Here is a 19,053-nt window from a genome sequence, read left to right as displayed (position 1 = left end):
TTGTCCCCCTATGTTAAATATGACATGAATGTTGTTGCCAATCCGAAATAAATTAACATACTAACAATATCATTAATTGTAGTAATAAATGGACCACTCGCTACTGCTGGGTCAATATTTAATTTATTCATTATTAATGGAATCATTGAACCTACTAAAGTACCTACAGTCATTGCGATAGTTAGACTGCCACCAACGATAAGTGCTAAAAACGGTTGACGATACAATATTACAATTATTATAAAAAGTATAGTGGCACAAACAATGCCCGATAAAAATCCACTACCAGCTTCTCTTAAAGCAACTTTAAACTTACTTTGCTCGTCAATTTCCCCGGTAGAAATATTTCTTACAGAAACCGCAAGTGATTGGGTGCCTGAATTTCCTGACATCCCACTGATAATCGGTATGAACGCTGCTAGTAAAGCAACTTGAGCTAATGTATCTTCGAAACTTCCTAAAATGGTTGCGGTAATCATTCCTAAGAACGTTAAGATAATAAGCCACGGTAGACGTTTGGTTGCTGTTTTCACTACTGAATCGTTTGTTGAATCAATATCTGAAACCCCGGCTAAGCGTGAGTAGTCTTCACTAGCCTCTTCATCCATTACGTCTAAGATATCATCAATCGTAATAATCCCTAAAAGATGACTTTGATAATCTACTACAGGCATAGCGATAAAATCATAGTCTCTCATTTTTTGCGCAACGTCCTCTTGGTCTTCTGCTACGTCGACACTTATTACACGTGTATTCATAATATCTTCGATGTAAGCATCATTTTCCGCAACAATTAAATCTCTCAAAGATAAGACGCCGACAAGTTGTCCAGTCGTATTGACTGCAAAAATAACATAAATAGTTTCAGCATCAGGCGCTTGCTCTTTTACTAACAATAAAGCTTCTTTTACCGGTGTATCTGCATCTAACGAAATATATTCGGTAGTCATAATACCGCCGGCAGTGTCTTCTTCATAATGTAACAAGTCTTTAATTTCATTCGCTTCATCACGATGCATTAACGTAAGTAAACTTGCTACTTTCGGTTTTGATAATTCATTTAAAATATCTACCGCATTATCGGAAGACATATTTTCCAACACTTTACTTGCATAATGCGCATCCATAGTATCAAATAAATCTTCATATTCATCTTCATCCATTTCTAATTGATCGAAGAATTCAGCTACTTCTTTTGGAGATAAAAATTCAAAAATCTTTTGCCTGTTCTCTGAGGTTGTATTCTCGAAATACTCGCTTTGTTCATATTCATGAATCGCTAGAAATTCTTCTCTGAAACGATCAATATCATCTTGCGCTAAAATATCGTCTAGTAGACGTTTATTATATTCTTCTAATTCATTTTTGTCGTGTTTTTCTATTTCTGACGACACGGGACGTCCCTCCTATTTACAAATTACATTATATTATATATGTATTCTAAGCGTTTATAATCAATGCTTATCTCAATTTCTTTATTATATATCGGATGTATAAACCTGACTTTATAACATTGTAAAGATTGCGTGTTAATTTTAGGGTGGCTTCCATTATATAAATCATCACCCACTAAAGGATGACCAATAAAATCAAAATGTACTCTAATTTGATGCGTACGACCTGTATGCAATGCCACTTCACATAAACTCGCTTTTTGGTTGTGCTTCAATGTCTTGTAAGACGTTTTGGCATATTTACCTGTTGGTGAAACAGTTCGCGTAATTATACTATTATCATCTCGCGCAATAGGCGCTTCTATAATGCCGTTTTCTTGGGTCTTACCATAACATACACAAATATAACGTTTATCTACATTTATAGTAGACATCAAATGATGGATGTGTCCATGTTTAGCAAAGATAACGATACCACTAGTATTGCGGTCCAAGCGTGTCACTATATGAGGCACAATATTTTGTTGTGAATGTCTGTTATCAACTTCATCTTGCTTAGGATAAGAATGATTTAGATAATACAATACACGCTCGATTAAACTATCATGGGGATGTTCTCTTGAAGGCGTACTATTTAATTGTATAGGCTTAGCTACAACTATTAAATAATCATCTTCATAGATTACTTCAATCGGCGTACTAGAGGGAATAAGATATTCACTAGGATATTCTTGAGGTAACTCAACAACTAATTGATCATCTTGTTGCATCCATTTACGCACAGTGACGGGTAATTTATTTATAATTAAAGCGCCATTAAGTTTAATGGCGCTAATTGTTTTTTTAGAATAATGGTGACGTTGTAAAAATGATTTGAGTGTTTCTTCATGTTCAATATCATAAACAAATCTCATCGTTCATCTTCACTTTCAATAAACGAATCATGCACCCTTTTCCAAAACGGGAAAGGACGAAAACGTGCAAATCGTACTTTTTCATTAGCTACTCTAAATTGTATAGCATTCACATTTTTATGTTTAAGGCTTACGTGATCAATTGTAGTGCGAATCGTATCATGATTAACAGGCGTAATTAAACAAGTATGATGCTTTGGTAACACTAAAGGCGAACCTACTGTTCTAAATACTCTATTGTTAATAGATGCTATCTCCGCAATTTGCATTGCTTCAAGCGAAGGATGAATGAGCGCCCCACCTAAAGCTTTATTATAAGCGGTAGAACCAGATGGCGTAGAAATACATAATCCATCTCCTCTAAAGCGTTCAAAATGTTTGCCTCTGATACCTACATCTACAACTAATGTAGAGCCATTTTCAGTTTTCATCGTCGCTTCATTAAGTGCTAAATAACGCGTTTCATATCCATTATCATTATATCTCACAATAATTTCTAGTAATGGATATTCAATAACTTGAAACTCTGAATTCGTGATTTCAATGATTAACTTTTCAACTTCATGAGGTAACCAATCAGCATAGAATCCAAGATGTCCTGTATGTACACCAACAAAAGCTACTTGTGACAACATATGACTATATTGATGAAAGGCTTGTAATAAGGTGCCATCTCCTCCAACTGATATCACAATTTCAGGATTATCAGCGTCTTCAACCATATGGAAGTCTTTCATATGGTTAATCATCTTATGTTTTAATGCATTGGACTTAGAATCACCTTTAGACAAAATCGTATAACGCATCGTCTACACCCCATTAGTCATGTTTTTTAGCACGTTTTTGAGAATAATATTTCTGTGCTTCTTGAATTTCATCTTTAATCTCAGACATCTCTTCATCTAATAGATAAGCCGCTTCTGCAGCACGTTCAAGACGATGCTGAATTTCATTAGGATAATCTCCATCATATTTATAGCGTAATGTATGTTCAATTGTTGCCCAGAAATTCATCGCTAATGTACGAATTTGAATTTCCGCTAAAATAGCCTTTTGACCATTTAACGTTTCAATTGGATATTCAATAATCACGTGATAAGAACGATAACCACTTTGTTTAGTATTGTTAATATAATCTCTTTCTTCTACGACTTTGAAATCTTGACGTTGACGCAACATATTTACTACCACATCTATGTCATCAACGAATTGACACATCATTCGCAGCCCCGCAATATCGTACATTTCTTCACGCAATCGATCAAATGGGATTCCCCTTTTATTTGCCTTATCAATAATGCTTGTAATTGGCTTAACACGGCCCGTTACAAATTCAATGGGTGAGGCATGTTCTCCAACTTCATATTGTTTACGCAAACCTTTTAGCTTCACCTTTAACTCATCAACAGCTTGTTTGTATGGTGTTAAAAATTGATCCCATTGATTCATAATGTTTCACTCCGCTTCACTTTAGTTCGAAAGTTTCTTCAACAGCTGAAACAAACTCCTTACCATAGTTATTATTTCCTTCAACATTCTCCAAGATATAATCTAATTCCTCTTGGAAATGCTCTAATACTAACTCATCATTTACGACAACTTTCTTATCTCGATGCTCATGTAACATCGACCAAGTTTCTTGGACAAATATCAGATACGAATAGGATTGACCATCATCTAATAAGTATGCAAATCCATAATTATCGCTATCAACAAGCATTTGTCCTACTTCAACTAATCCATCAGTTGGATCCTCTGAGTAGCAATAAATGCCATCGTCTTTAATTTTAATTTCATTTACATAAATACGCATGCTTGTTCCTCCTTATTATTCCTTCCTAGTTTAACATAATTTATCCTTATAACACACGCCTGAACTGAAGATAAACCCACAGTAAATTGAGTTATTAAAGTTCTACTTTCTCATAGCTACCTTGAATATTCGATTCAATTACTCTGAAATAGGGTTATTGCTTTAAATTTTTAAATTTCTCCCTCATAATGAAAGACAATAATGATTAAACCATGCTTATAGAGGAGTAACACATGGCTACAAATAATGAAATAGAATTTAAACAATTATTAGATTCTCAAACTTATGATAAATTTAAAGCTGCTTTTTTTGAAAATGCAGAACCATTTACGCAAACAAATTATTATATCGACACACCAGATTTCAAACTGCGCGACCATAAATCAGCATTAAGAATCCGTGTAAAAAATGGCACTTATGAAATGACATTAAAAGTGCCAGCCAAAGTTGGCTTAACAGAATACAATCATATGGTAGATATCATTCCTTCAATCGATTTAGCAATCTCAAAATCTGACTTACCGAGTGATATAAGAAATATCTTAGACGACTATGGAGTGGCTGAACACGAACTCACTGTCTTAGGCGCATTAACTACATACCGTATGGAAACACAATATCAAGATGATTTATTAGTATTAGATAAAAGTGAATATTTCGATAAAACCGATTATGAATTAGAATTCGAAGTACAAGACTATGAAAAAGGCTTAGAAAAATTCAATCACTTATTAGGTCAATTCGATTTAAAACATCAAATTCCTAAAAATAAAGTTCAACGCTTTTTTGATTACAAAGCGCAAAACGCTAATTCATAAGCGAACATAGTCAAAAGTCAAATTACTTTTAAATGTAAAAATTCATGTTATATTAGATATATATTAATGGAAATTGGTGATATTATGTCTAAAACACCGTACGACGTTATAGGCGAAACAGCACTATATGACATGATTGACCATTTTTATTCACTCGTTGAAAAAGATGACAGAATCAATCATTTATTTCCTGGAGATTTTAAAGAAACGAGCAGAAAACAAAAGCAGTTTCTTACTCAATTTCTAGGGGGACCTAATTTATACACACAAGAACATGGACATCCCATGTTGAAGATGAGACATATGGAATTTAAAATAACGACTTTCGAACGTGACGCTTGGCTAGAAAATATGCACACTGCAATTACAGAAGCCCACTTTCCTGCTGGAGTTGGAGACTATTTATATGAACGATTGCGTCTAACTGCTAATCACATGGTAAATTCCTAAATTTAATTGAAGGTGAGTAAAACATGGCTGAAGAACTGAAAATTGTAGACAATAATAGTCGTGAAGATGCGAATCTGTCACCTGTAAATAAAATCGAAATTTATTCATTCTTTGATCCGTTTAATACAGATTGTTTCAAGTTATCAGCGATTATTTCAAAGTTAAGAATTGAATATAATCAATATATCCGTATTAGACATATATTAAACCCGTCTTTAAAAGTGCTTACCAAATGCCAAGCTCAAAGTACATCAGACTTTGACAATATTGCTTTAGCATATAAAGCGGCAGAATTGCAAGGAAGACTAAGAGCGGAACGCTTTATTCATTTAATGCAGAATGAAATTATTCCTAAACGAGATATAATCACTGAGAAGATGATTTGCGATTGCATAAAAAATGCTGGTTTAGACTATGATGTTTTCAAAGAAGACTTACAGAAGAATAAACTTACTGAAAGCTTAAAAGTAGACTTGCATATTGCACGTGAAATGGAAATTGAACAAGCACCCTCATTAGTATTCTTTAATGAAGATGTACATGAAGAAGGCTTAAAGGTCGAAGGATTATACCCTTATCATATTTATACTTATATTATTAATGAATTAATGGGTACGCCTATAGAAAAAAATCTTCCACCTAAATTAGAACATTATATTCAAAAGAAACAACTCGTTACTATGGAAGAACTTCTAACAATATACGAGTGGCCAGAAAAATTACTTACTAAAGAATTAAAAAAACTTGCATTACAACAAAAAGTTGAGAAACTTGATTATCCTGAAGGCGAATTTTGGCAATCTAAAATGCCTAAAATATAACGCTTATAGCAATAAAATATTAGCCATTCAATGATTTACAAGATTAATATCATTGAATGGCTGTTTCTATATCTACGACTCGTTAGGGTTGAACAATACCATTTTTTACTTTTACCTTACTACCCGTTTTTATCTTGTCATATTGTTCTTTAGGCAAGACGACTACCCTATCTCCGTGTTTCGTTTTAATGGTAACTGTATACAGTGATTCATTCTTTTTCATTTGTTTTTTCAACATATTCATTTGATAGCTTTTATCTTGTTTCTTTTGATCATGAAAATGAGTTACAAATAGGTAATAGTAAAGCCAGTTGTTATAAAATCCAGTGGATAAATATTGAGCTGCCATAGGCGACGTAGAACTATATCTTCTTTTAGGATTCATTAATGAACGTGTCTGTCTGCTAGATTGATTATACTTTGGGTTTTGTTTAGCAGAACTTCTCATAGCATTTGAAGTGATACTACTAGTTCTAGCTGCTTGTTCAGCTGCACGTTGACTTGATTGTCTTGCTGAACGTGACGCATTAGCTGCACTTGAACGACTCATTGATGAACTAGAAGAAGTAGAGCCTCTAGCAGCTGATGAACTGCTTGATGACGAACTACTTGCGCTCGAGGCAGAACTACTTGAGGAACCTCCACTTGAAGTGGCTGCATCTAACTGATTAGTAGGCCCCATAGTATATAACAAACCGACTATACTTAAACAACTAACTACTTTATAGACTTTTTTCATTCAACGTCCCCCCTTCTATTTAGTTACTTTGTCTTTTGACACAGCTTCTCCTTCTACTTCATCATCACCATAAGTCATATAAGGTGGTCGATAAACGTGAATGTTACTATCGTCTTTAATTATGTATGGTTTTTCATTTCCGTCACTTAAGATATGCTCATACACATTGTCTAAGCTTGTTCTTTGGATATGTGGTTTATGCTGCTTATCTAAATACTTAATTTCAACATTAGGTGAATCTTCATCTCCATTATTTAATACTTCATAATAAACATATTCATACTTCTTAGAGTCTTTACTCTCTTTAGAAGGCTCTTTTTGTTCACCAGAGTCACCACATGACGCTAATAATACAGTTAAACAAATGATACTTATTAGTGAAATTAATTTTTTCATTCATACGCCTCATTTCATTGTTTTTTATAAAATTATCTACACTTAATTTTAACAATAACTTATTAAAAATCAGTAATTTTATATTAATTATTCTATTAATATTGAAATTTAATATAATGCTGAAATGTAACAACATAAATACAATTGTGTTTTTAGAAATTTTAAATTCAAAAAGGAATTAATCAAAGCGTATCATAGTAAATAAAAATTTAAAGAAGGAATCTAAAAATAGATATAAAAAAAACGCCGTGTCTGATTACACGACGCTAAACAAAGGGGATGGGAGAAATTTTTCACTTCAAACAAAGGGGTATGTTTGTTATGTGATTAATTTCATGTTCATAATATAACACGCTCAAATAGGTGTTTCAACAACTACATCCCCTAAAATTAAAATTGTCACAAACTTGACAAATTGAAAACGGATACAGTTATTTTACGCTTTCATTAGTTTTTCAAATGCATCTAATTTTTGTTCAAATACTTCACATGCTTGTTCAATAGGTTCTGGAGTAGTCATGTCGACACCAGCATTTTTAAGAATTTCTATTGGATAATTTGAACTACCTTTTTTCAAGAATTCATTAATATATCTTTCAACAGCTGGTTTACCTTCTGTTAAAATTTGATGACTTAAACTTTGAGCTGCACTGTAACCAGTTGCATATTGATAAACATAGTAATTCATATAGAAATGAGGAATACGAGACCATTCTTTACTGATATTGTCGTCAGTTTCTACTACATCACCAAAGTATTGTTTATTTAATTTAGCATATTCTTCATTCATACGCGTAGAAGTAAGTGGTTCGCCCGCTTCTTCAATTTGGTGAATTTTGTGTTCAAATTCAGCAAACATTGTTTGACGGAATAATGTTGCTCTGAATCTTTCTAATTCTTGATTCAATAATAATAAACGATGTTCGTCATCTAAGTGTTTATCCATATAATCACTTAGTAACGCTTCATTACATGTAGACGCAACTTCTGCCACAAATATTGAATAATCACTAGAGTTAGATGGTTGGTTTTTACGACTAAAGTAACTATGTGCTGAGTGACCAAATTCATGTACGAGTGTATATAAATCAGACACGGTATCTGACCAATTTAATAAAATAAATGGGTTTGTTAAGTGCGCGCCTGAAGAGTAAGCACCTGATCGTTTACCCTTATTCTCGTAAACATCAACCCAATGATTATCTAGACCTTCTTTAATCACATTTAAATATTCTTCGCCCATTGGTTCTAACGCTTTTAACATCCAGTCTTTTGCTTCGTTATATGGCATTTCAAATTTAACGTCTTTAACTAGTGGTGTATATAAGTCATACATTTTTAAATCATCAATACCTAATAATTCTTTACGTAATTGCGTATATCGATGCAATAATGGTAAATATTTGTGTACAGTTTTAACTAAGTTGTCATATACTTCTTCTGGAATGTGATTATTACTTAAAGCGCGTTCACGAGCAGATTTGTAGTTATGTGTACGTGCATTGAACACGTTCTTTTTCACTTCACCAGCTAAAGTTGCACCTAAAGTATTATTATATGAACCATAACCTTTATATACATTATTGTATGCAGATTGACGTAATTCACGATCGTCTGATTCTAAATATTTAATGAAAGTACCTTGAGTTAAAGGATGTTTGTTACCATCTTTATCTACTGCATCTTCAAACTCTAAATCAGCGTTACTAAACATACCATAAACATTACTTGGCGTTGATAAAGCATCTTGTACTTCTGTTAATAATTTTTCTTTTTCAGCATCTAAAATATGTGGACGCTTTTCATTAATAAGTTTTAAATCAAATTCATAACGTTTTAAATCTTCATTTTCATTTACGAATGATTTTAATTTATCTTCATCAATGTGCAGAATTTCTGGAACTAAGAAACTCCAAGCTGAACTAATTTTAATAATTAATTGATGTGCACGTGATTCAAAGCCAGTATATTTATCGTTTGATGTATCTTGGTCTTGTTTTAAGTGTGCATAAACATAAACTTGTTCAAGTTTCGTTTCAATTTCATCTTCTAATGCTAAAGCATTATATAGCGTTTCTGCGCTGTCACCTAAATGACCTTTAAATTGTTCTTCTTTTCCAAGGTATCCTTCAACTTCTTTTAATGCACTTTCAAATGCATCATCGCTTTCAAAAATAGTTGTTAGATCCCAAGTGTAGTCAGGATATTTACGTTCCTGTTCTTCTCTTGTTAATTGTTGACTCATAAGTAAACCTCCTATACTTGCTATTGTCTTAATTTTCTCATTAAATGATTTATATTGCACGTCTTAACTACTATTAGTCTTGTTATTATACGCATGTATAAGTTCAGAAGTAATAGAATGTTGATCATAATTTTTTAAATAGAAATATCTAAATCTTAAACATTTTATAAATGAATCTTCGGATAAATTATTTTGATATTTGAGGAGATTTAATTGAAGCTGCCATTGAACTGGATGATTTTCAATGTAGAGTTGTTGAGGAAAAATAAATCCTGAAGCATTACAAACATCCATGTCAGTCATTCTAAGCTGATACATGGCACTTAAAGTAGGTTCTAATACTGAATTTTTACGACGACATTGGTAAATATACTTGTTAATTTTCTCATTAGACAGTTTAAACGTATAATGATATATTGCTTTTTCTTCGGTTTTAATATGATTCATTTGCAATATTTCTTTATTAGCTAAAAATTTTCTTCCTTCTAAATGTTGAATCTGACTATATTTATATAATAACTGCTTACGCTTATCCCATGTGATAAGGGTTCGGGTAAGAGAATTAATAAAGTAGGCTTGAAATGTATTAAGATACAACACACCCTTATGATACTTACTATCTTCTATTATCCAAACCACCTCTAAACCTAATCTTTTAAAGCCTAATGATCTTTCTCTAATTTCTTGAAAACTAATTCTTGAAAATTGAATCTCCATAGCAATTTTAGAATCAATTAAAATATCTGGATACTGCATAATTAACGGACAATAAGGTTCTATTTCTACATTGTACCCATATTGTTTCAATAAGTTTGCGATAAAAAATTTCGCATAATAGTGTTTTTCAGTTTCTGATTTAGCACATTTTCTATGTATATTACTTTTATGAGCATAATGTGTAGTTACTTTTATCCCCTTTTTCAAAATGAGTTCTGACTTACAATAAGGACAAAAGTAATCGTTCTCCTTTATAGCCTCAGTTGCACTCACACGGTCGCCATGTTGATTAATTGCTACTAACATTTGGTCACCTCATAAATATAAACGTACGAGGTGGCCGTTTTACTTTTTCAAAATACAAAAAAAATCGAAGCACTTATTGTACTTCGATACGCAAATACGATTTATTCAGTTGCATCTGTAAAATAACGACGAACTTGTGATGTCACATTATGACTCATAATTATCTTAGCGTAATCATTTAAATAAACTTCCGTTCTATCAGTTGGCGTAGCAAATTCTAATAATTGACTATAACTATCATTTATCGTTTCTTGATTAACAGAATCATCAAAGTGAATAGCATAATAATAATTTGAATCATGCATGTATAATAAATCTTCAAATTCATCTGTAGCTTGATTATTATGATAAGCATAATTAATCACTTGCTCTAAATCCTCAAACTTAACGATGATTGTTCTTATACGAGCTTGTGGTTTAGAACGTTTACGCTCAGATTTTTGAGCTTGTTTCTGTTGAGCACGTTGCTCAAACAAATCTTCAATACTTTCTTCTTGTTCTAATGTATTCGCTAGCAATTCATTTACTTGCTCTTCAAATTGCTCATTCGCATCTTCGTCAGACATATGCATTGCATCTTCATTTTTAGATTTAGAAATCGTTACTTCCACACCCTTTTCAAAGGCATGTACTTGAATCCATAATGGGCCTTCAACAACGAAGTCTTCTTCTTCATTGATTTCATCCATCATAGACCAAAAGAATTCTTCACCGCGTTTGCGATTAGTCCATAAATCTTCACGGCTAAATCCTCGTGCTTCAATATCACTGTATGTTATAAACAATTTGACTGTTGTATCATCAACGCGTTCTATTCTCATATCATCTCACTCCTTACAGTCGATGAATAGTAACCATATTGTATTAGAACGTAAGGTAAATTACAATCTATTTGTTTGATTAAATTTTACTATTAAATATTCAAGGTTTATACTAACATATTCCCTTTTTTAGTTACAAAAAACAGCACTATAACAAGTGCTGTTAAATATAAATAAATTTAGTTTTTTATTTTAGTCTACTAAACGTTGTGCTTCTTGTAATTGGAATGTACGAACTTTTCTAGGTAAGAAACGTCTAATTTCATCTTCGTTATAACCAACTTGTAAACGTTTTTCATCTAAGATAATTGGACGACGTAAAAGACCAGGATTATCTTGAATAATAGAATATAAATCTTGTAATGGTAAAGAATCAATATCAACGTTTAATTTTTGGTAAGTTTTAGAACGAGTTGAAATAATTTCGTCTGTACCGTCTTCAGTCATTTTTAAAATTTGTTTAATTTCATCAATTGTTAAATGTTCAGAAAAAATGTTACGCTCCGTATACGGAATGTCATGTTCTTGTAACCATGCTTTCGCTTTACGGCAAGATGTGCAACTTGGTGAAGTAAATAATGTTACCATACATCTCACTCTCCTATTGAATGAATAATATTCATTATTTTAAAATTTATTGATTAAGAATTATTAATTTTATTATTCTCTTAACCTTACACAGTTATTATATCCATCTAACATTAAAATTAAATGAGAAAATCCTAATTTTTCAGAGAAATCTCAAATTTTCTAAAAATTCTTTATAGACTCTCTTAAAAATCAATGTGCACTTATATATTAACATATCTTACATTTTAAAGAAATACTGTTATAATTTAGATAATATGAATTATTAAAAGAAAGTAGGCATCAAATATGGAGACATTATTTTCAGGAATTCAACCAAGTGGTATCCCTACAATCGGTAACTATATTGGCGCATTGAAGCAATTTGCAGATGTCCAAGATGATTATGATTGTTTCTTCTGTATCGTGGATCAACATGCGATTACAGTACCACAAGATAAAATCAAATTGCGTAAACAAATACGTCAACTTGCAGCAATTTATTTAGCGTCAGGAATTGACCCAGAGAAATCAACATTATTTATTCAATCTGAAGTTCCTGCGCATGTTCAAGCTGGTTGGATGCTCACTACGATTTCAAGCGTTGGTGAACTTGAACGTATGACTCAATATAAAGATAAAGCTCAAAAACGTACAGATGGCATCCCAGCAGGTCTATTAACATATCCCCCATTAATGGCAGCAGATATAGTCATTTATAATACGAATATTGTGCCAGTTGGAGAAGACCAAAAACAACACATGGAATTAACACGTAATTTAGTAGAACGTTTTAACAGCCGTTATAACGACGTATTAGTAAAACCAGAAATTCGCATGCCTAAAGTTGGCGGACGCGTTATGAGTTTACAAGACCCTACTAAAAAGATGAGTAAAAGTGATGACAACCAGAAAAACTTTATCTCACTATTAGATGAACCAAATGTAGCAGCTAAAAAAATTAAAAGTGCTGTAACCGATTCAGATGGCATCATCAAATTTGATCGTGAAAATAAACCGGGTATTTCAAATTTATTAACTATCTATTCAAGCTTAACAAATGAATCTATTAAAGATTTAGAAGCTAAATATGAAAATGAAGGCTACGGTAAATTTAAAACTGATTTATCAGAAATCGTTAAGGAATTCTTAGTTGATTTCCAAGAAAAATATAATGAGTTTTATAACTCTGATAAATTAGATGACATCTTAGATCATGGTCGCGATAAAGCTCAAAAAGCTTCATTTAAAACATTGAAAAAAATGGAACGTGCTATGGGATTAGGACGTAAAAGATAATAGTACTTAAAAAATGAGACAAGATTATAATATCCTGTCTCATTTTTTTACTAATTCATTTAATCATTTTCTACCTTTAGGATTGAACGCATCTTTAAGACCTTCACCCACAAAATTAATGCTTAATATCGTAAACATAATCATTAATGCAGGTGGCATCCATATCCATGGCTTAGAACTAATAATATCCCCTTCTTGAGCATCACTTAACATATTCCCCCATGAGGGAATTGATTTACTAATCCCAAAACCTAAGAAACTTAAACCAGATTCTACTACTATCATTCCAGCAAAAGTCAAAGTAGCTTGTACAATAACCACGCTTAAAATATTCGGCAATAAATGTTTTAAAATAATTTTATAAGTAGGTGTACCTATAGATTTCGCAGCTAAGAAGTATTCATTCTCTTTTTCTTGCATGACTTTCCCGCGTACTAATCTAGCAATACCTCCCCAACTTAAAATGATAATAACCCCCACTAATATAATAGCTGAACCATATGGGTTTTTAATTTTATCACCTAACGCTGCATTTAAAACGATAGCAAAGATTAAAAATGGGAATAGCATTACAAATTCAGTAATTCTCATTAATAAAGTATCAAGTAACCCTCCAAAATATCCTGATATTACACCAATTGCTATACCTATAACTAACATTCCAATAGTTGAGACCAAGCCAATCGTAAGTGAAACCCTGCCAGCATATAGTAATCTACTGAAATTATCTCTACCACCTGAGTCTGTTCCTAAAAGATTTTGCGAAGTCATATCACCTTTAATATTTAATAAATCTTGTTGATTAATTGGTAATGGTGCTAACAACGGCGCAATAATAGAAATAATGGCTACTAAGATTAAAAAGATTAATGAAGCCATGGCAATTTTATTTTTAACAAACTTTTGTAAAGCAATCTGAGTAGGAGAAGATGATTTTTTTACTGTTTTTAAATTGTTATGTCGTTTTTTTATCATATGCTTTTACCTCTTCTCATTTTAATTACTACGAATTCTAGGATCGACGAAACTATATGTTATATCAGATATAAGATTTCCGAATAACCCCAAAAATGAAAAGAACAAAGTTAATGCCATCATTAATGGATAATCTTGACCAGTTACAGATTCTAAAAATAATTTACCAATACCATTAAATGAAAAAATAGTTTCAGTAATGACTGCACCACCTAAAATGCTTACAATATCTGCTCCTAAAAAAGTAATAATTGGAATTAATGAGTTACGTAAAATATGTTTATTGTAAATTTTATTCATTGTTAGACCTTTTGCCTTAGCAGTTAAAACATAGTCTTTGTTCGCATTATCTATAATGTCATTTCTCAAATATTGAATATATCCTGCTGTTGATAATAGCCCTAATGTTAATGCAGGCAACAGCGTATGATAAAGCTTACTCATATAATAAGTAAAGGTACCTTCTTGAAGATTAATATTGACTGACCCTTGAAAAGGAAATATTGGGAATTGGAACGCAAATATGTAAATAGCAAAAACCCCTGCAATAAATGAAGGTATCGCTAACATGACATAGTTGAAAACTTGGATAGTATAATCTCCGATTGAGTACGCATATCTTCCTGAGATAATCCCTAATGCGAAAGATAGGATATAAGTAAAAATTAGAGAAACTGCACCAAGCAAGATTGTATTAGGCAAGCGTTCGCTAATTAAATCAATTACGGGACGTTTATATTTAATAGATTCGCCTAAGTTACCATGTGCTACATTCCCTATCCATCTCACATATTGGGTTGGTATAGAATCATTAAGACCTAACTTTTCTTTTTGAGCTTCAATTGCTTCTTGCTTAACATGAGGATTATATTGTCCACTGAAAGGATCACCTGGTTGAATAATCGCCAAACTAAATACCACAATTGATATCAAAAACAGTAATGGAATCATTAGCAAAAATCTTTTTAATATAAGTTTTATCATTTGATATTCACCCTTTCAGTAAAGAAGCACGCAACATGATGATTAGGCTTAATCTCTTCTAATTTCGGTCTTTCCTCTCGACATTTTGCTTGTGCAATTGGACATCTAGTGTGGAACGGACATCCTTTTGGAGGGTTACTTGGAGAAGGTAATTCACCTTGCAATGTAATTCTTTCTATCTTTTCCTTATTAAACTGAGGAATAGAAGATATTAAAGCTTTAGTATATGGATGTTGAGGATTCTTATACAATTCAGTACTATCGGCTATTTCCACCATATGGCCTAAGTACATTACACCAATAACATCACTAATATGTTTAACTACACTTAAATCATGAGCGATAAATAAATAGCTCAAGTTAAATTCTTTCTGGAGATCTTTCATTAGATTCAGCACTTGAGATTGGACTGATACATCTAAGGCACTTACAGGTTCATCCGCTACAATCAGTTTAGGTCTTATCGCTAAGGCTCTAGCTATACCTATTCTTTGTCTTTGCCCCCCTGAAAATTGGTGTGCATACTTATAATAAGTATCTTCACTCATACCTACACAGTTTAATAAGTACATTACTTCATCTTTTAATTTCTTTTTATCAACCATATGGAAATTTTGTAATGGTTCTCCTATGATATCCCCAACCATTTGCATTGGATTTAAGGAAGCATACGGATCTTGAAAAATCATTTGAAAATTTTTACGTGCTTCTCTTAATTGTTTACCTTTTAATTGAGTAATATCTATATCATTAATTTTAATTTTGCCAGATGTTATATTTTCTAAGCGTACAATCGACTTACCAAGTGTTGATTTACCACATCCTGATTCTCCTACTAAACCAAATGTTTGTCCTTCTTTAATTGTAAAAGAAATATCATCTACTGCTTTTACATATTGAGTAGGTTTAAAAAGTCCAGATTTAATAGGATAATAGGTTTTTAAATTCTGTATTTCTAAGATGTTATCCATATTTTTCCCTCTATTCATCAAATAAATGACAGCGCACTTGGCTACCATCTTTACTCAAAAGTTTTGGTTCTTTTTGGTTACATATTTCCATTCTCACTGCACATCTGTTAGCAAAACGACATTGATTTTTATCAAATTGAGTTATACTGGGCACCATACCATCAATCACTTCAAGATACTCTACATCTTCATTTAGTCTCGGTATTGTGCGTAATAATTTTTGTGTATAAGGATGTTGAGGATGATTTAAAATTTGATGTAATTCTCCATATTCGACTATTTGCCCCGCATACATAACAATGACTTTATCGCAAAATTCCGATACAACACTCAAGTCATGAGTCACTAAAATAATCGACATATTATTGTCTTGTTGTAATTTTTTTAATAAATCCAAAATTTGTGCTTGTATCGTCACATCTAAAGCTGTCGTTGGTTCATCAGCAATTAACAATTTTGGATTACAAGAAATTGCTATTGCAATCATGACTCTTTGACGCATTCCTCCAGATAGTTGATGAGGGTAACTATTCAATACCTCTTCCACTCGAGCTATACCTACTTGTTGCAACAATTCTTTAGCTAAATCATAGGCCTCTTTTTTACTTTTATTTAAGTGTAAAATAATAGGCTCAATTAATTGGTTTTTAATTTTAAATACTGGGTTTAAAGCTGTCATAGGCTCTTGAAAAACCATCCCAATATCTTTACCTCGAATTTTTCGGTACTCACTTTCACTAGCATCTTGCAATGCTTTGCCATTAAATATAATTTGCCCTTGTGTTATTTTAGATATTTTTTCAGGTAAGAGTTTAACTATCGATTTATTTAAAATTGATTTACCACACCCTGATTCTCCTACAATTCCCAATATTTCATTACTTTTTAATTTAAAAGAAATTTGATCAATTGTAGGATACCACTCGTTTTCAATCTTAATTGATGTTTCTAGATCTTTTATTTCTAATAAATAGCTATCCATAATTTGCTCCAATCAATAAACCTCGACTAAAGTCGAGGTTCATCTTTTATTCTTTAGTTATTTGATATAAATCCTTATCTGAGCCAATTGAGATATCAACATTTCTCACTTTATCATTGACTACTGTAATAGTATCTAATTGAACAATTGGTAATGCTGGAAGAACTTCATTAGTATGTTTTTGCCATTCTAAATAAATTTCTTTACGTTTTTTATCGTTATTTCCAACTTTATTGAAATCTAATGCATCATCTAACAATTTATCTGATGTTTTATCAGTAGTACGCATTTCGTTTTGTGGTCTGTCAGTGTGATATAAATCAGAAGGGTCTGGGTCAGAGCCGCCAGTCCATGTTCTGAAATAAACTTCCATATCTTTAGAAGCACTAGCTAAGTCATCGTTATATTTACCAAACTCAACCATTTTCACATTTGTTTTTAGTCCTACTTTTTCCCAGAAGTCTTTAATCGCTGCAGTTCTAGGTTCGAATGTAGGGTTTGAACCAGAATAATGTTTTAAATTAATTTCAAATGGTTTACCATTAGGATCTTCTCTGAAGCCATCTCCATTTCTATCTTTATATCCTAATTTATCTAACATTTTTTTAGCTTTTTCAGGATCATAACTATAATTATTTAAGTCTTTTTGATCAGCTGCAATCCAATGGATAGATGGAATAAAGCTATTTAACTCTTTACCATAACCTTGGTAAAATGCTTTAATCCATTTTTTTCTATCAATTGCATATAACATTGCTTGTCTAAGTTCTTTTTCTTTATATTTAGGACGCTCAGCGCCAGTTTTATTCTTTTCTTTATCATAATCATGAGAAACGAAACCAATTATTGAGTAATCAGTACCAGGTGATGATAAGACTTTAAGTTTACCTTCTCCAGATTTTTTAGCTTCTTTAGCGATACTACCTGTAGTAGAATCAGTCATATCAATTTCGCCATTTTTCATAGCTTTTACAATTTGTGTTTGATCAATAACTTTTAAATTAATTTTGTCTAAACTTGGTTTACCTTGCCAATAATCATTAAATTTCTCTAATTGAACTGCTTCACCTTGAACTACTTTTGTCACTTTATAAGGTCCAATACCAATTGGATGTTTTCTGATTTTATCTGATTTCGCTAAATCTTTAACTGCTACATCGCTTAAATATTTCTTACTTAATAATGGACCAGCAAACAAGCCTTCAAGATAGTTTACTTTCTTCTCTTTAAAAGTAACTTCCATAGAATAGTCATCTAATTTTTTCAATCCACTAATCGTATCCGCTTTACCTTCATGTTTTTCTTTAGCACCTTCGATGTTTTCAACGATAGGGAAATAACTACCTTGATAATCTTTATCTGCTAAAACATTTAAAGTATAAATCCAGTCATCAATTTTGAACTCATTACCATCTTGCCATTTAATGCCTTTTTTAATTGAAAATTTAATCTTCTTACCTGGATCAATATCTTTCCATGAAGCAATAAATGGTTTAGGTTTCATATTTTTATCCAGTTTAATTAATGATTCATTGAAGTAAGCTTCAACTGCTGAATCCGAAGCATCAGAACTCAGCACTGATGATAGTGTTCCTGAAGGTGCGGCATTTAAACCGACATTTAATTCCCCACCCTTATGATTAGATGTTTCAGTTTTAGATACATCCTTTGAACTATCATCTTGTTTTCCTTTTCCACATGCACTCAATACTAATACTGCTACTAATAAAAGAACTAGGTATTTACCAATGACTTTCACTAATATCAATCCTCCTGTAGATTCTATGCTGTTTGTTTCATTTTACTACTAAAATTTAAAAAGACAACTTATTTTATAGAAT

The 19,053-nt window shown here is 32.0% G+C and carries 20 protein-coding genes; 4 read left to right on the top strand and 16 right to left on the bottom strand.

The genetic code is table 11. The features are described 5' to 3' along the window. Positions 1-8 precede the first annotated feature (8 nt). The 5 genes from mgtE to E2558_RS01665 are packed head-to-tail and all read right to left on the bottom strand — an operon-like array spanning position 9 to position 4,121. Complete coding sequence (gene mgtE / locus E2558_RS01685; RefSeq protein WP_126565260.1) at positions 9-1,394, bottom strand: magnesium transporter; 1,386 nt, start codon at positions 1,392-1,394, stop codon at positions 9-11. A 23-nt stretch (positions 1,395-1,417) separates the two neighbouring features. Beyond that, on the bottom strand, positions 1,418-2,308 hold the full coding sequence (locus E2558_RS01680) for an RluA family pseudouridine synthase (RefSeq protein WP_126565259.1): 891 nt from the start codon (positions 2,306-2,308) through the stop codon (positions 1,418-1,420). Further along, on the bottom strand, positions 2,305-3,114 hold the full coding sequence (locus tag E2558_RS01675) for an NAD kinase (protein WP_126565258.1): 810 nt from the start codon (positions 3,112-3,114) through the stop codon (positions 2,305-2,307). Before E2558_RS01675 ends, E2558_RS01680 begins: the two co-directional genes overlap by 4 nt. Positions 3,115-3,127: 13 nt before the next feature. Then, a complete protein-coding gene (yjbM, locus tag E2558_RS01670) occupies positions 3,128-3,757 on the bottom strand; it encodes a GTP diphosphokinase (RefSeq protein WP_126565257.1) in 630 nt (209 codons plus the stop codon). A 16-nt stretch (positions 3,758-3,773) separates the two neighbouring features. After that, a complete protein-coding gene (locus E2558_RS01665; protein WP_126565256.1) occupies positions 3,774-4,121 on the bottom strand; it encodes a UPF0738 family protein in 348 nt (115 codons plus the stop codon). A 233-nt stretch (positions 4,122-4,354) separates the two neighbouring features. Here E2558_RS01665 and E2558_RS01660 point away from each other — a divergent pair, with 233 nt between their 5' ends. From E2558_RS01660 to yjbH, 3 genes are all read left to right on the top strand, one after another. Then, positions 4,355-4,939, top strand: a complete 585-nt coding sequence (locus tag E2558_RS01660; protein WP_126565255.1) for a CYTH domain-containing protein — start codon at positions 4,355-4,357, stop codon at positions 4,937-4,939. An 84-nt stretch (positions 4,940-5,023) separates the two neighbouring features. After that, on the top strand, positions 5,024-5,389 hold the full coding sequence (locus E2558_RS01655; protein ID WP_207104572.1) for a globin domain-containing protein: 366 nt from the start codon (positions 5,024-5,026) through the stop codon (positions 5,387-5,389). A 23-nt stretch (positions 5,390-5,412) separates the two neighbouring features. Beyond that, positions 5,413-6,210, top strand: coding sequence for a protease adaptor protein YjbH (gene yjbH, locus E2558_RS01650; protein WP_126565253.1), 798 nt, complete (start codon positions 5,413-5,415; stop codon positions 6,208-6,210). 82 nt (positions 6,211-6,292) lie between these two features. Here the strand turns inward: yjbH and E2558_RS01645 are convergent, their stop codons facing one another. From E2558_RS01645 to spxA, 6 genes are all read right to left on the bottom strand, one after another. Then, a complete protein-coding gene (locus tag E2558_RS01645) occupies positions 6,293-6,949 on the bottom strand; it encodes a hypothetical protein (RefSeq protein ID WP_126565252.1) in 657 nt (218 codons plus the stop codon). Positions 6,950-6,964: 15 nt separating this feature from the next. After that, positions 6,965-7,345: a hypothetical protein gene (locus tag E2558_RS01640; RefSeq protein WP_126565251.1), complete on the bottom strand. Its 381-nt coding sequence runs from the start codon at positions 7,343-7,345 to the stop codon at positions 6,965-6,967. Between the two features lie 436 nt (positions 7,346-7,781). Then, positions 7,782-9,590: an oligoendopeptidase F gene (gene pepF, locus E2558_RS01635; RefSeq protein WP_126565250.1), complete on the bottom strand. Its 1,809-nt coding sequence runs from the start codon at positions 9,588-9,590 to the stop codon at positions 7,782-7,784. 63 nt (positions 9,591-9,653) lie between these two features. Further along, positions 9,654-10,613 carry a competence protein CoiA gene (locus E2558_RS01630; protein WP_126565249.1) on the bottom strand — a complete coding sequence of 320 codons (960 nt, stop codon included), beginning with the start codon at positions 10,611-10,613 and terminating at the stop codon, positions 9,654-9,656. A 101-nt stretch (positions 10,614-10,714) separates the two neighbouring features. Then, on the bottom strand, positions 10,715-11,434 hold the full coding sequence (gene mecA / locus E2558_RS01625) for an adaptor protein MecA (RefSeq protein ID WP_126565248.1): 720 nt from the start codon (positions 11,432-11,434) through the stop codon (positions 10,715-10,717). 192 nt (positions 11,435-11,626) lie between these two features. Further along, the gene (spxA, locus tag E2558_RS01620) at positions 11,627-12,022 is read right to left on the bottom strand and encodes a transcriptional regulator SpxA (protein ID WP_103166349.1); all 396 of its coding nucleotides are present in this window, start codon (positions 12,020-12,022) and stop codon (positions 11,627-11,629) included. A gap of 288 nt (positions 12,023-12,310) precedes the next feature. Here spxA and trpS point away from each other — a divergent pair, with 288 nt between their 5' ends. Next, positions 12,311-13,300, top strand: coding sequence for a tryptophan--tRNA ligase (gene trpS, locus E2558_RS01615; protein ID WP_126565247.1), 990 nt, complete (start codon positions 12,311-12,313; stop codon positions 13,298-13,300). Between the two features lie 63 nt (positions 13,301-13,363). On the opposite strand, the gene opp4C is transcribed toward trpS, so the two are convergent. The 5 genes from opp4C to opp4A are packed head-to-tail and all read right to left on the bottom strand — an operon-like array spanning position 13,364 to position 18,971. Beyond that, positions 13,364-14,275 carry an oligopeptide ABC transporter permease gene (gene opp4C, locus E2558_RS01610; RefSeq protein WP_126565246.1) on the bottom strand — a complete coding sequence of 304 codons (912 nt, stop codon included), beginning with the start codon at positions 14,273-14,275 and terminating at the stop codon, positions 13,364-13,366. 21 nt (positions 14,276-14,296) lie between these two features. Next, complete coding sequence (opp4B, locus tag E2558_RS01605) at positions 14,297-15,259, bottom strand: oligopeptide ABC transporter permease (RefSeq protein WP_126565245.1); 963 nt, start codon at positions 15,257-15,259, stop codon at positions 14,297-14,299. After that, a complete protein-coding gene (locus E2558_RS01600) occupies positions 15,256-16,230 on the bottom strand; it encodes an ABC transporter ATP-binding protein (RefSeq protein ID WP_126565244.1) in 975 nt (324 codons plus the stop codon). Before E2558_RS01600 ends, opp4B begins: the two co-directional genes overlap by 4 nt. A gap of 10 nt (positions 16,231-16,240) precedes the next feature. Continuing rightward, a complete protein-coding gene (locus E2558_RS01595; protein ID WP_126565243.1) occupies positions 16,241-17,212 on the bottom strand; it encodes an ABC transporter ATP-binding protein in 972 nt (323 codons plus the stop codon). A 46-nt stretch (positions 17,213-17,258) separates the two neighbouring features. After that, on the bottom strand, positions 17,259-18,971 hold the full coding sequence (gene opp4A, locus E2558_RS01590) for an oligopeptide ABC transporter substrate-binding protein (protein ID WP_126565242.1): 1,713 nt from the start codon (positions 18,969-18,971) through the stop codon (positions 17,259-17,261). Positions 18,972-19,053 lie beyond the last annotated feature (82 nt).

Origin of the sequence: Staphylococcus pragensis (genome assembly GCF_004785665.1) — a bacterium.
Lineage (GTDB): Bacteria > Bacillota > Bacilli > Staphylococcales > Staphylococcaceae > Staphylococcus > Staphylococcus pragensis.
This window is presented reverse-complemented; position numbering and strand designations above follow the sequence as displayed.